The sequence below is a fragment of the Actinokineospora sp. UV203 genome, from assembly GCF_056323665.1.
The window spans coordinates 762,875-776,297 of sequence record NZ_CM150484.1 but is presented as its reverse complement, the minus strand read 5'-3'; the positions used below and the strand labels follow the sequence as shown (position 1 = coordinate 776,297).

Below are 13,423 nucleotides of genomic sequence, written 5' to 3'. Positions count from 1 at the left end.
TTCGATCACCCTACGGTCGAGTGATCATTCCCCGTCTCCGCCGAGACCGCTTTGTCAAGAGCTGTCAAGGCTCCCCTACTGGCGAGGCGGGCCCGGAGCCCGGCCAGCTCCCGACCGATCAGCGCCATCCGGACCCGCTGGGCGTCGGCGACGACGGGACGGGCCGTCGCGACCGCGGCGTCGAGTTCCCCGGCGCACGCGTGGCTGTCCGCGAGCCGCAGGGTCAGCAGGACCCGCGACGGGTACATCTGTCGCGGCAGCGTGACCAGGGAATGCCGGGCGAACTCGGCCGCCCGGGCGGCGGGGCGGACATCGCCGCTCCGCTTGGCCAAGTCCCGCAGCCCACCGGCGAGGAACGAGCTGACGAAGGTCTGTCCCTCGGCGCCGCACAGCCAGGGCGCCTCGACCTGGTCGCGCCCGTCGAGCCGTTCGGCCAGGGTCAGCACCTCACCGGCGAGGCGGTCGAACTCGGGCCCGTCGCCGAGCAGGGCGTGTCCCCTCGCGGCGTGCAGTTGCCCGTACTGCGCGGCCCATCGGCGGCGCGGGTCGGTGGCCTGGGCCGCCTTGGCGTAGGTGATGGCCGAGTGGCCGTCGCCCTCCAGCCTGGCCACACCGCTCATCCGGGCGTACAACCCGCATTGCGCGGGAACGTTGTCCGAGGCGCGCGCCCAGTCCAGGCCCCGCTGGAACCACGCCATGCCCAGCCCGTTCTGGCCGCTCTCGACCCGCAGCCACCCGGCCAGGTCGGCGAAGTGCGCGGCCAGGCTCGACAGCGCGACCGCCACCGGCTCGCCCGCGGTGTCCATGGCCCGGGCGATGGCGTGCACGCAGCGCTCCACCGGGACGGTGATGTCCGTCGTGGCGTGCTCGAGGTTGAGTTGGCTGTACCCGGCGAGCAGCGCGGCGAACCCGTGCACGACCGCCGCGCCCGCCTTCACCGATGGCTGTGGACCGAGCAGATCCGCGATGGGCGTGTCAGCCGCGCTGGCCGTGCATCCCGTGCGGCTGTGCAGCGGACAGACGATGCCGTACACGGGGAACCGCGCGCTCCAGTGTTGGACCGCCGCGTCCGAATGCTCCGCCGCGAGTCCCGTTCCGGGCAGGGGATCCACGATCGAACCAGGGTCGCCGGTGAGCGGCCACATGCCGTCCGACACCGACCGCGCGAACCTGGCGAGTTCACCGCCCGCGCCCAACAGCTCGTCGGCTCGCCGCGGCAGGTCCGAGGGCGGTCGTCGGGCACCGCTCTCCAGCTTGGAGATGTAGGTGTGGTGATAGCCGAGGCGGTCCGCGAGCTGGGTCTGCGTCAGCCCCGCCACTTCGCGCCAGCAGCGGAGCCGCGCGCCGAACTCGGCACCGACCAGACGCTCCGGACGCATCCGCACCTCGCCGGGATCGTGGCGTGGGTTCAAGGGCGGATCGCATGGTAGCAGCGACTATCCGGCTTTAGTGATCTTGATGTCGTCGAGGGCGGCTTCGATGAGGCTGCCGGTGTCGGCGTCGGCCGCCTCGACCACGAGCCTCACCTGCTGCCCGCCGAACCGGCTCACGTCGGCCTCGGCGCGCTGCCACGCGCCCGCGGTGACCGCGGCGGCTCCGGATCTCTCGAAGACCGTCGTCGCCACTCCCCCGGCCAGCACCCGCACCCGCAGGTAGTCGGCGGCCGAGGCGTTGTCGAGGTGCGCCAGGTTGTAGGCGAAGGAGAGGGTCAGCGTCCCTTCCGGCAGCGCGATGGTCGGTGACGCGATCGAGGTGCTGCCGCCGTCGAGGTCGTCGGCCCCCACCGCCGTGCCCGCGAGTCGCCCGGTCACCAGACAGTTGCCGCCGCTGGGTGTGGTGCCCAGTTGCAGGGGCTTGCCGTCGAATACCGTCGCCTCCGGGTCGCCGCGCTCGACGCGGCCCGAGGTCGCGGTGTCGGTGCCGTTCGGGTCGGCCGTCCAGCCGGCGGCGGTCTCGAAGTCGTCGGCGAAGACCTCGGTCCCGCCGGTCACGCCGACCAGCGGCACGGTCAGGGAACTGCCGCCGGGGACCACGCGCAGCCTGCTGCCGCCGAGAGGGCGAAGGGTGAAGTCGTAGTCCGTGGAGATGACCACCAGACCGATCCGCCGACCGGCGGCGAAGACATAGTCCTTGGGTTCCAGGTCGAACCGCATCGAGTACTCCTGGCCTTGGACCACCCGTTCGCTCGACGACTGCGAGGTCCGGTTCTGCGGGTCGATCCAGCCGCGGGTCACGATCACCGGCGTCCCGCTGCCGTAGTCGACCAACAGCGCCGTGAGGTTGGCGTCGTCGCGGTTCTCGACCGCGGCACGCAGGGTGACGCTCGCGATGCCGGACATGCGCGTGGCGGTGGCCAGCGGCTGCGACCGGTACACCAACCGGTTGCCGTTCGCGCTGTCCGGGTTGGCCACCAGGGTGGCGGCGGTGTTGCTCCGGCCTTGGTCGACGAAAGTCTGCGCGACCCCGCCGCCGGGGCCGGTGCTCAGCCGTCCCGGCGCGGTCGCCGAGCCGGTGCCCAGGTGGTACGTCACCGGCCGGGCGGCCGGGTCGGGCCAGTCCGCCAGCTTGCGCCAGGCGCCGCCCGCGTCCTGCACCTCGGCCATGGGCTCACGCATGATCCCGGTGTCGACGCCCTTGAGCCAGTGGTCGAACCAGCGCAACAGCGTGGCCTGGTAGTCCGAGCGCGACGGCGGCGCGTGGCCGCCCCGGTGCAGCCAGATCTTGCGCGGCACACCGTGTTCGCCCAGCGCGTCCCACCACTGGGAGTACTGCTTGCCGCGGACGTTCCAGTCGGAGTGGCCGTGCATGACGAACACGCTCGCGCGCACGTTGCCCGCGAGCCGCGTGTAGTCGCGCTCCTGCCAGAACGCGGTGTAGTCGCCGGTGATCCGGTCCTGCCGCCGGGTGAGCTCGCCGATCTCGTCGGCGCAGCCGTCGCGGGTGAGCACCGCCTTCGCCAGCGCGTCGGTGTCCTCGCCCTGCCAGCCGCCCGGCGCGACCACCAGGCCGTTGGCCCGGTAGTAGTCGTACCAAGTGGACTGAGCGGCGATCGGGACGATCGTGCGCAGGCCCGGAACACCAGTGGTGGCAACCATATTGGGCAGCGTCCCGTTGTAGGACACACCGGTCATGCCGACGTTTCCGCTGCTCCACCCGGCGGTGACGAGCCGCCCGGCCGAGTCGAACGCCCGCGCCCGCCCGTTGAGCCAGTCGATCACCGCCTTCGTGCTCAGCGTCTCCTGCTGGTCACCGCTGGTCGGGCAGCCCTGGGAATCCCCGGTGCCGATGCTGTGGCCCAGCACGACCGCGTAACCGCGCGGGACGAAGTAGTCGTCGAGCCAGCCCGGGAGGTCCGGCGCGGCTTTGCGCACCATCGGACCCTCAGCGGTCGCACCCGCCGCCGGGAACAGGCCCTCCTGCGGGAGCCGGTCCACGTTCACCGGGTGGAACAGCACGGGCCCGAGGCCGGAGCGGTAGGGGCTGTGCTCGAAGATCACCGGCACCTTCGTGGTTCCCGAGGGACGGGAGATGTCGAGCGCGACCCGGTCGGGCCTGCCGTTCCGGTCACTGTCCACTGTGGTCTCGACGTAGACGCGCTGCTCGATGGCGGCCGAGCCGGTCTCGGCCTCGGCAGGCAAGGGCGTGAAGCACAGCGTCAAGACAAGCGCGGATGCCAGGTGCCGCCGGGGAAACGACCGTTGTCGCATAGTGCCTCCTTGCCGGGGACCCAAGGTAAACACGCGACGCCCGGCAAGATCACTGGACAGCTGTCGCGTGCTTCGTGCCGGTTTCGACAGGTGTCGCTTCCCGTCCCCGACTAAGATCACTTCGGTGGACGAGGTCGCGGAGATCGCCGCGCGTTACGGTCTGGAGCCCTTGCCGGTCGAGGGCGGCCTGTTCCGGCGGACGTGGGCCGGGCAGGCCGATGAGACGGGTCGGCCCGCGGGGTCGGCGATCATCGCGCTGTTCGCGGCCGGTGAGCTGTTCTCGGCGATGCACCGGCTGCCGATCGACGAGGTCTGGCACTTCTACCAGGGCGACCCGCTGGAGCTGCTGCTCCTGGGCCCCGACGGTGCCCGGGTCGTCACCCTCGGTCCGTCGCTGGTGCAGACCGTCGTCCCCGCAGGCACGTGGATGGGCGCGGCGGTCGCGCCCGGTGGGCGGTGGTCGCTGTGCGGGACCACGATGGCCCCGGGATTCATGCCGTCGGACTACGAAGGCGGCGACGCGGACGACCTGTGCGCGCGGTACCCCTCGATGGCCGACCGCATCCGCGCGTTGTGCCGTCCCGAGGCCCCACTGCGCTTCGACGCGTGACCGCGGCGCGGGAAGGCGCGTGGCTGTCGGCGCGATCCGGCGGAGCGGCTGATCGCCGAGGAATAATGACCGGTAACGCAGGGCCGAGGTAGGTCGAGGCCGCCGCCGCTCCGAAAGGAAGGTCATGAATCCGCGCGTGATCGTTGCAGGCGAGGCGCTCATCGACCTGATCGTGGGCGAGGACCCGCGCCACCCCACGGCCATCCCCGGCGGAAGCCCGGCCAACACGGCCATCGCGCTGGCCCGGCTGGGCACACCGGTCGCGTTCCTCGGGCGGTTCGGCAACGACCCGTTCGGCGATCTGCTGCTGACGAACCTCGCGGCAAACGGTGTCGACCTCGCCTATGCCGTGGAGGCGGGCGAACCGGCGAGCCTGGCCGTGGTCACCCGCACCCCGCACGGCCCGACTTACGGCTTCCACGTCAGCGGCACCGCCGACTGGGCCTGGCAGCCGACCGAGCTTCCCGCTGACCTTCCCGCCGATGTCAGAGCGGTGCACACCGGCTCGCTGGCGCTCGCGCTGGAACCGGGCGCGAGCGTGCTCGGCCGGTGGTTCGCCGGGCAGCGCGAGCACCGGGTCACCAGCTTCGACCCCAACGTCCGACCCGCCCTGGTCGGGCCGCGCGCCGAGTACGCCCAGCGGCTGACGGCGCTCTGGTCGGTCAGCGACATCGTCAAAGTCAGCGTCGAGGACCTCCAGTGGGTCTACCCGGACATGGACCCCGTCGCGATCGCCCGGAACCTACGGGACGACCTCGGCACACCGCTGGTCGTGGTGACACTCGGCGGCGAAGGCGCGGTCGCGCTCCACAGCGGACAGACCTATCGACGGCGGGCGGAACCGGTGTCCGTTGTGGACACTGTCGGCGCGGGCGACACATTCGCCGGCGGGCTGCTGCACTGGCTCGACGAGAGCGGCTCGCTGAGCCACGACGGTCTGCGGTCACTCACCGGCCTGGAGATCGATCAGGCGCTGCGGTTCGCGATCACGGTGGCGGGCCTGGCCTGCACACGGCCCGGCGCCGACCCGCCGCGGCGCGCGGAGGCCGAAGCCGCTCTCGGGCGATCGCAGGCCGGGTGAGGCACACCAGTGTCCGGGCAAGGCATGATGGGGCCATGATCGAGACGCTGGTCGGGTGGCGGTAATGCCGGACGTCCATGGGGACCAAGCGCTCGGTGGCACCGTGCGCGAACTCCTCGGAGATCGGCACCCGGTCGTCGCCGTGGCCGTCATCTCCCCGCGGGGAACCAGGGTGGCGAGTGTGGGTGCCGGGCCCGCCGCGGACTTCGAGATCGGGTCGATCTCCAAGGGGATCACCGGCCTGCTGTACGCCGACGCGCTCGCACGCGGGGAGATCACGCCGTCGACGACCGTGGGCGACCTGCTGCCGGTCGGCGGGACCCCGGTGGCGGGGGTGACGCTGGCGTCGGCGACCACACACCAGTCGGGTCTGCCGAGACTGCCCGCGTCATCGGATTCGCCGCGTCGCAGCTTCGCGCTGTGGCGGCACGGCACGAATCCCTACGGCGAGCCCCTGGACGAACTCATCGCCCAAGCCCGGACGGTCCGGCTGAAGAAGCCGCGGACCCGGTACTCCAACCTCGGTTTCGAACTGCTCGGCCACGCGATCGCCCGTGCGGCCGACACGACCTTCGAAGACCTCGTTCGGCGGCGGATCGCCGAACCTCTCGGCCTCGACGGCCTGTATGTGCCCGCGACGCCGGAACAGCTGCGGCCCGGCGCCTTGCCCGGGCGGACCAAGTCCGGCCGGGCGCGGCAACCGTGGACCGGCGAGGCCCTCGGACCGGCGGGCGGTATCCGCGCGTCGATCGGGGACCTGGCCCGGCTCGCGACCGCGCTGCTCGACGGGTCCGCGCCCGGCCGCGCCGCCCTCGATCCGGTGGCGACGTTCCGCGGGCAGGCCCGCATCGGCGCGGGCTGGCTCACCCTGCCGCACCAGGGTCGGGTCGTCACCTGGCACAACGGCGCGACCGGCGGGTTCCGCTCGTGGCTCGGCCTGGACCGCCCGGCCCGGACCGGTGTCGTCATCCTGTCCGCCACCTCGGCGTCGGCCGACCACCAGGGATTCACCCTGCTCGCGCGGGTGGCCGCCGACGAAGGCCAGTAGCGCTACGCGGCCACGCCGGCTTCGTCGAGGGTGTCGTAGAGGTCGAGCAGCACGTCGAAGCCGACAATGCCGAGAATCCTGCGGATGCCGGACGTGACCACCACCCGCATGGGGCACTTCGTCCGACGGTCCGCCTCGATCAGCGCGCTGATGCCTGCCGAGCCGAAGAAGCCGACCTCGCTGAGGTCGACCACCAGGACGGCGGGCTTCTTGTCCAGCGCGTCGTCGATGCCGGTGACCAAGGTGGCGGCGGTGGCCGTGTCCACCTCGCCGACGACCCGTACCACGAACACGCCACCGGGCAGCCCACTACCGGTGACCAACAAGCCCCCGACCTCGTGTCGCGGCGCACCTGGTTCGGACACCACGCTCATCGTCTCCCTCACCCGCCTCAAAGGTGTCTGGCTGCTGCTCTGGACCTGGAGAACCGTGCTCGTTCACTCCCGTGAAATGGCATCATGAAGTAAGGTACATGAAGTTCGCTTCATGGCAAGTGTCGGCAAGAAAATGGGAGGTGGAGCGCTCGTGCCCTACGTCGACGCGCTGTGCACCCTGCTGGAGCGGTTGATCCGCGAACGGCAGGCCGAACCCGACCACCCAACGGACCTGATGGGCGAGGTCGTGCCGCAGCTGCGCACCGTGCTGGCCCAGGCAGGCCACCACGACACGCACGACGTGAGAGCCGAGGCCAAGCCCGACAACGGCTGCACCGAGGTCGACCCGGGCGCCGCGCTGGCGGTGGTCTCCGCCGCGAGAGCCGCCCAGGAACACCTGGCCGCCATCGAACGCGCCGCCGCGGCCATCGCCCGCGACAGCGGCATCACCCTGCGCAGACTCGCCGACGCGGCAGGCATCACCGAACGCGCCGCGGCCGACCGCTACAAGAAGCCAGTCGCCTCCGGCCGCACCTGACCCCCTGTCGGGGGACCTCCAAGACCCCGGAGGCTCCCCCGACGCGCGCTCAGAGTGAGCCGGTGCGCCACGGTCCGGTGACGGCGACGGTGAGGCCCGGCGACTGGATGTTGAGGAACAGCCAGTTGCCGTTGCGCGGCTCGAACGTCGAGCCGCACCACTCGGAGCCGGTGTAGTTGCCCGGTGCGACGGCCTTTCCGGGGACGCCTCCAGCCGGGATGACAACGGAGTTGAGGGCGAACGGGAAGATCTCGCCATCGGTGGTCAGGCCGTGGACGTACTCGCCTTCGCTGCCGTCCTCGCAGAGCACGATGCCGCCGCGGGGGCTCACGCAGATGTTGTCGGGGTTGTTGAGGACCTTCGCGTCGGGGGACGCGAACAGGACGGACATCCGCTCGGTCCGCGGGTCGTACTCGAAGACCTGGCCCTGGCCCTTCGGACCGCCGTTGGTGGACACGACATACACGCGCTCATTGCCCCACCACGCGCCTTCGAGGCGCTTGAAGACCGCGCCGCCGAGGGCCGCGCCCTGCAGTGCCGGGCGGGTCTCCCCCGGCGCGTAGTCCGGGTTGGCGATGGTCACCCAGGAGGTGCGGTACTCGGTGCCCGTGCCGTCGGCGTAAGTGGAGTACGACGCGCCGCCGCCCGCCTCGATGGCCATCATCTGCAGCACGCCGCCCGCGGCGAGGTTGCCGCGCTGGTTGGGCAGGTAGCGGTAGAGCCCGGACGGCGTGGCGTCCTCGGTGAGGTAGACGATGCCGGTCGCGGGGTCCACGGCGACGGCCTCGTGGCTGAACCGACCCATGCCCTTGAGCGGAGTGGGATCGCCCTTGCCCTCGAACGGGACCTCGAAGACGTAGCCGTGGCGGGTGCCGTCCGGTCCGGTCTCGGTGGTCTCCTCACACGTCAGCCAGGTGCCCCACGGGGTTGGCCCGCCCGCGCAGTTGCGGATCGTGCCGGACAGGCTCGCCCACGACTCGGTGAACGCGCCCGCGTCCGGGTCGAACACCAGGGTGGTGGTGCCGCCGCCCGCCGCCGGATTGTAGGCAGGTTTGGTGAAGGCGCCGCGGTAGGAGCCGACCTCGTGGTTGCGGACCAGCGCGACCTTGTCGTCGGCGCGCTGGAAGGCGGCCATGCCGTCATGGCTGCCGGGGGTGCGCACACCGTCGGACATCATGTCGCCGGTCCAGCCGTGGGTGAGGTACTCGAATCCCTTGGGCAGCGCGAGTAACTCCAGCCCGGTGGTCTGGTCCCGCGTCGGGTGCAGCGGCCCGTAGTCGGGGCTCGCGGGCAGCTTGGCCATCGGCTCGGCGCCCGCGGTCCGGGCGCCGAGCGCGGCGAGCGGACCGACGGCGGCCACGGCGGCGGCCGCGGTGAGACCCTGCTTCAGGAACGTGCGACGCGCGGGGGCGGTCGGGGAACTGTCGGCCACAGGTGCTCCAGGTGGTGGTTCGGGAACGGGTGGCCTGACCCTAGGTCGGCCTGATTCTGGGCACATCGCGGGTTTCCGACCACCGGGTGAACAGCCGATGTCCACTGTGGAGACTGTGTTCGCCGGTCACGACCGCGCACTTGACCGAGGGGTCGGTCGTCCACAAAGGCTGGAAGTGGGCGTATCCCAGCCGACGTCACCGGTGACGCGATCGGGTGATCGCGGCGTCACCCGAAGAGCTACCTCTGCGCTGATCTCGTTGCCTCCCGTCGACCCGACCTGTCACCGTCGATCGGTCTCGTCGGGAGGTGAGTCGTCGGACGGACGGACCGGCCGGGCGAACCACCGGCCATCCCGCGGCCTCGGGCGAACCCGCGCGTCGTGCGGCTGGTCGGCGCCGGGGTGCTGCGCACCGTCTTGGCGGCCGGGCTCGCCGCCCTGGGGTGGACCTGCGTGCGCGACCCGGCCGGGATGGCGGCCTGCGCGGCGGTGATCGTCCACGAGCACGGGGTGCTGTCGAGCGACCTCGTCGCGGAGTGCGTCGCCCATGCGATGCCCACGGTGGTGGTCGGGTCCGTGCGGTGCCCACGGGAGCTGATCATCGCCGTGCACGCCGGGGCGACCAGCGTCGTCGACCGGGACCTGCCGGTCCCCGATCTCCTGGCCGCCGTGCAGCACGGCCTCACCGACACCTCGCACCGCGACGCGCTGATGGAGGGCCTGCGCTTGCGGATACGCCTGCAGGAGCGCCTCGACCGGCTCACCCCGCGCGAGCGCACAGTGCTGACCGACCTGGCCGCGGGCCTGGCGGCGGCCGAGATCGCCCACCGGGAACACGTGAGTCTCACGACCGTCCGCACGCACATCCGGTCGATCCTGCTCAAGCTCAACGTCTCGTCCCAGTTGGCCGCGGTAGCCGCGGGACGGGCGGGCTGGCAGGAGCTGAACCTGCCCGACCATGCCGTCCATGCCGTCGCCGGTCGTCAATTTTGACGATGCCGGGCGCATACGGACGGCCACACACTTGCCGGATGTACGGCGGCAGGGACCGTACCCACACCCAGGAGACGACCCATGTGTAGGACGTTGAATGTGGCAGGCGTGACCATGGCGGGCTGGCCCGGCGTCATGGTCCTCAGGTACGACGGCGGCGGCAAGTTCGTCCGGGACGACGAGTGGGGATGGTCCCCGAGCATCCACTGGCACTACGAGGTCGCGTCCTTCGACGAAGGGTCCTACTGGGTTCCGGCCTCCACCAACCCACCGCGCGCGTGGGACAAGGTGACCATCGAGGGCGACGCTCCGACGAACGGCAAGGCGGTGAATCCCACCGGCCGGGAGTACAGACCCAGCGGCGTGTACATCTGGATCCCGGCCATCCCGTCCCAGTACGGGCCCGGCAAGACGGACAACAAGGTCAAGTGCCACCCGCCGGAGTCCGCCCCCGTGGTGACGACCTTCGCACCCGGCGGTGACGGCGTCGCCTCGGGGAATGGTCTGGCCGCCGCGGGGAACGGCGCCGCCGCAGGCCCGGTCTCCCCAAACGGCAGCGGTATCGAACTCGCCCGCCAACGGCTCGACGCGATCCTCGCCCAGCCCACCGTCCTCGCCGCCGACACCGGAGGCAACGCGTTCCAGGACTCCGACGGCCTGATCTCGTTCGTCAACCTCACCTCGGACCTGGTGAACAACAGCGACGCGTTCAAGACCGGGACCGCGGTGTTCGACAAGATCGCCAACTTCTTCTCCACGCTGCGGATCAAGGTCTACACCGCGATGAAGAGCGGAACCGCCAAACCGCTGCAGGGAGACACCCCGCCCACGTCCCAGTGGGATCCCGCCGTCACCCACTACATGCAGTTCCTGCTGCAGGAGACAGGCGGGCTCACCGACTACTCGATCACCCAGGAGACCTACTCGGACACCCAGGTCCTCGCCGAGTTCAGCACCAGCTTCATCAAGCTCTTCTTCGACGCCGCCACGGTGCCCAGCTCCATCATCAGCGGCATCTCCACCTTCATCTCCGGCGTCGGCAAGTCCCTGCAAATGGGCTGGGACAACAAGCAGCGCGACTACCAGGTCGCCCTCCTCGGCCAGTGCCACGAGGCCGTGCAGGAGAACTCGGACGGCACCCCGGTGTACCGGTACTTCCCGAAGCTGAAGTACTACTTCCTCCGGGTCTCCAGCTCGCAGACCGAGTTCACGTCGGACTGCGCGACGGTTCGGAAGATCACGTTCAACTTCCAGTACGAGTACTACGTCACCGCGGTGGCGGCGGCCGTGCTGGACAAGACAACTGACGACTACAAGAACTTCACCGATTTTCTGAACACCGCTCAGGCCGCCAACTACAAGGACGCGAAGGACAAACTCGACGCCATCCTGAACGGCACGGTGTCGAACGGTCCGGGTCATCAGCTGAGCACGTTCAACGTCGAACTCGGCGCCTACCCCGAGGTCACGGCGGCGGCGAAGACGCAGGCGAAGCGGCTGGTGCCCGCCTGACCGCCTGCCGGCGTAGGGCGGCACCCGACGCCGGTCATTCGCCCGCGTAGGCCCGGAACAGCGCGCGGTAGGCGCGTTCGGCGGTGTCGACGTCGTCGGGCCGTGGGGACACGAGGTGGTGGAGGGTGAATCCCTCGGCCATGGCGGCGAAGGCCCGGGCACCTTCAGCGGGCCTCGCCGCGCCCGCCGCGCGGAGTGCGGCCTCGGCGACGCCGTGGATCGTGTCGATGATCCGGGCCAGCGCTTCGGACCGTTCGGGTGAGCGTGCCGCTTGGAGCAGCACCTCGTAGCGAGCCAGTTCGAGGGACGGCGGAAAGAACGTCAGCAGTTCGGCGACGTGGCGGGCGATCTCGTCGGGGCGCACCCTGGCGGCGGCAAGGTCGGCGGCGAGGGCGTCGAGCCGGGCGATGAGGTCGTCCGCGGCGAGTTGGAGTGCCTCGACACCGAGTTGCTCGATCGTGCCGAAGAAGTACGACACGGACGTATAAGGGACGCCCGCCCGCTCGGTGACGGCGCGGTGGGTGACCGCGGCGATGCCCTGTTCCGCGGCGATCTCGATGGCGGCGCGGAGCAGTCGTTCGCGGCGCTGCTCCCCCTTGGCGTAGCGCTTGTCCGGGTGTGGCACGGCACAACGGTACGCCAATCTTGTAGATTCCTTCAAGATTGGCGTACCGTTGTGGGTGTGACCACACCAACGACTCCCCGACCACCGCTGGTGCACGCCTTCGGTGACGACGCGCTCGGCGACCACGACGCGGTCGCGCTCGCCGGCATGATCCGCGCAGGCGCGGTCAGCGCTCAGGAACTCGCCGACGCGGCGCTCGCCCGGGCCCGGCGGGTCGAGCCGCTGCTCAACGCCATCGCCTGCGAACCGGACACACCGCGCGTCGCGCCGGACAAGACCGGCGCGCTCTATGGCGTGCCCACCTTCGTCAAGGACAACACCGACTTGCGCGGCCTGCCGACCAACCACGGCAGCGAGGCCTACACCGCCGCGCCCGTGAAGAAGGACGGCGCCTACGCCACGCAGTACCTCAGCACCGGGCTGACCGTGGTGGGCAAGTCCCGGCTGCCGGAGTTCGGGCTGAACGCCACGACCGAGTTCATGACCGGGGAACCGACCCGAAACCCTTGGCACACCGACTTTTCCGTCGGTGCCTCCTCGGGTGGTTCGGCCGCGCTCGTCGCCTCGGGTGTCGTCCCCATCGCCCACGCCAACGACGGCGGCGGCTCGATCCGGATCCCGGCGGCCTGCGCCGGGCTCGTCGGCCTCAAGCCGACCCGGCACCGCCACATCGACGGCGAACAGGCCCGCCGGCTGCCGATCAACATGGTCTCCGAAGGCGTCCTCACCCGCAGTGTCCGCGACACCGCGGCCTTCCTCGCCGCCGCCGAAGACCACTGGCGCAACCCGAATCTCCCGCCGATCGGCCTGGTGCACGGGCCCGCCCAGCGGCGGCTGCGGATCGGCCTCGTGCTCGATCCGCTCAGCGGCACCCTCGACGAACACACCCGCGCCACGGTCGAGCACACCGCTCGGCTGCTGGAGAAGGCCGGCCATCACGTGGAGCCGATCGGCCTGCCCGTCACCGAGCAGTTCGCGGCGGACTTCCTGCAGTACTGGGGTCTGCTCGCCCAACTCGCGGTGGACACCGGCAAACTCACCTTCAACCGGACCTTCGACCGGCAGCGCGTCGACGGGCTCACCCGAGGCCTGCGCCTGCACCACCGCGCCAACCTGCGCCGCACACCGGGAGCACTGCGCCGCCTGCGCCGCATACCCGGCGCCTACGCGGACCTGTTCGCCCGCCACGAACTTGTGCTCTCACCGGTGCTCGCGCACACCACGCCGCGCATCGGGCACATCAGCCCCACCGTCGACTTCGACGAGCTGCTCGACCGGCTGACCAGCTACGTCGCCTACACCCCACTGAACAACATCGCGGGCACCCCGGCGATCTCCCTACCCCTGGGCATGACACCGGAGGGCCTGCCGATCGGCGTCCACCTCAGCGCCGCCCACGGCGACGAACGCACCCTCCTCGAAGTCGCCTACGCCCTCGAAGCCGACCACCCCTTCCCCAAAATCCACACCCCCACCTAACCCCCACCCCGCGAGTCCCCCCTT

12 protein-coding genes are annotated in these 13,423 nt (G+C 70.8%); 7 read left to right on the top strand and 5 right to left on the bottom strand.

All coding sequences use genetic code 11. The annotated features are described in order from the left end of the window. Positions 1 to 5: 5 nt before the first annotated feature. Together ACUZ2Y_RS03560 and ACUZ2Y_RS03555 are read right to left on the bottom strand one after the other, a co-directional pair. Entirely contained in the window at positions 6 to 1,379 is a 1,374-nt protein-coding gene (locus tag ACUZ2Y_RS03560; protein ID WP_476326832.1) for a helix-turn-helix domain-containing protein, read from the bottom strand. 57 nt (positions 1,380 to 1,436) lie between these two features. Further along, on the bottom strand, positions 1,437 to 3,707 hold the full coding sequence (locus tag ACUZ2Y_RS03555) for a Xaa-Pro dipeptidyl-peptidase (RefSeq protein WP_476326830.1): 2,271 nt from the start codon (positions 3,705 to 3,707) through the stop codon (positions 1,437 to 1,439). 124 nt (positions 3,708 to 3,831) lie between these two features. On the opposite strand from ACUZ2Y_RS03555, the gene ACUZ2Y_RS03550 reads away from it, so the two are divergent. The 3 genes from ACUZ2Y_RS03550 (at position 3,832) to ACUZ2Y_RS03540 (ending at position 6,446) form a co-directional block, all read left to right on the top strand. Continuing rightward, positions 3,832 to 4,317, top strand: coding sequence for a cupin domain-containing protein (locus ACUZ2Y_RS03550; protein ID WP_476326828.1), 486 nt, complete (start codon positions 3,832 to 3,834; stop codon positions 4,315 to 4,317). Between the two features lie 124 nt (positions 4,318 to 4,441). Then, positions 4,442 to 5,398 carry a carbohydrate kinase family protein gene (locus ACUZ2Y_RS03545; protein WP_476326826.1) on the top strand — a complete coding sequence of 319 codons (957 nt, stop codon included), beginning with the start codon at positions 4,442 to 4,444 and terminating at the stop codon, positions 5,396 to 5,398. 64 nt (positions 5,399 to 5,462) lie between these two features. After that, a complete protein-coding gene (locus ACUZ2Y_RS03540; RefSeq protein WP_476331563.1) occupies positions 5,463 to 6,446 on the top strand; it encodes a serine hydrolase domain-containing protein in 984 nt (327 codons plus the stop codon). Positions 6,447 to 6,448: 2 nt separating this feature from the next. On the opposite strand, the gene ACUZ2Y_RS03535 is transcribed toward ACUZ2Y_RS03540, so the two are convergent. Further along, positions 6,449 to 6,811: an STAS domain-containing protein gene (locus ACUZ2Y_RS03535; protein WP_476326825.1), complete on the bottom strand. Its 363-nt coding sequence runs from the start codon at positions 6,809 to 6,811 to the stop codon at positions 6,449 to 6,451. Between the two features lie 160 nt (positions 6,812 to 6,971). On the opposite strand from ACUZ2Y_RS03535, the gene ACUZ2Y_RS03530 reads away from it, so the two are divergent. After that, entirely contained in the window at positions 6,972 to 7,358 is a 387-nt protein-coding gene (locus ACUZ2Y_RS03530) for a hypothetical protein (RefSeq protein WP_476326823.1), read from the top strand. Positions 7,359 to 7,407: 49 nt separating this feature from the next. Here ACUZ2Y_RS03530 and ACUZ2Y_RS03525 read toward each other — a convergent pair whose 3' ends face one another. Then, positions 7,408 to 8,790: an alkaline phosphatase PhoX gene (locus ACUZ2Y_RS03525; RefSeq protein ID WP_476326821.1), complete on the bottom strand. Its 1,383-nt coding sequence runs from the start codon at positions 8,788 to 8,790 to the stop codon at positions 7,408 to 7,410. Positions 8,791 to 9,171: 381 nt separating this feature from the next. Between ACUZ2Y_RS03525 and ACUZ2Y_RS03520 the strand changes: the two genes are divergently transcribed. Further along, positions 9,172 to 9,783, top strand: coding sequence for a LuxR C-terminal-related transcriptional regulator (locus ACUZ2Y_RS03520; protein ID WP_476326819.1), 612 nt, complete (start codon positions 9,172 to 9,174; stop codon positions 9,781 to 9,783). A gap of 81 nt (positions 9,784 to 9,864) precedes the next feature. Beyond that, positions 9,865 to 11,295, top strand: coding sequence for a hypothetical protein (locus tag ACUZ2Y_RS03515; protein WP_476326817.1), 1,431 nt, complete (start codon positions 9,865 to 9,867; stop codon positions 11,293 to 11,295). A gap of 34 nt (positions 11,296 to 11,329) precedes the next feature. Here the strand turns inward: ACUZ2Y_RS03515 and ACUZ2Y_RS03510 are convergent, their stop codons facing one another. Next, on the bottom strand, positions 11,330 to 11,920 hold the full coding sequence (locus ACUZ2Y_RS03510) for a TetR/AcrR family transcriptional regulator (protein WP_476326815.1): 591 nt from the start codon (positions 11,918 to 11,920) through the stop codon (positions 11,330 to 11,332). A 57-nt stretch (positions 11,921 to 11,977) separates the two neighbouring features. Here ACUZ2Y_RS03510 and ACUZ2Y_RS03505 point away from each other — a divergent pair, with 57 nt between their 5' ends. Then, complete coding sequence (locus ACUZ2Y_RS03505) at positions 11,978 to 13,399, top strand: amidase (RefSeq protein ID WP_476326813.1); 1,422 nt, start codon at positions 11,978 to 11,980, stop codon at positions 13,397 to 13,399. Positions 13,400 to 13,423 lie beyond the last annotated feature (24 nt).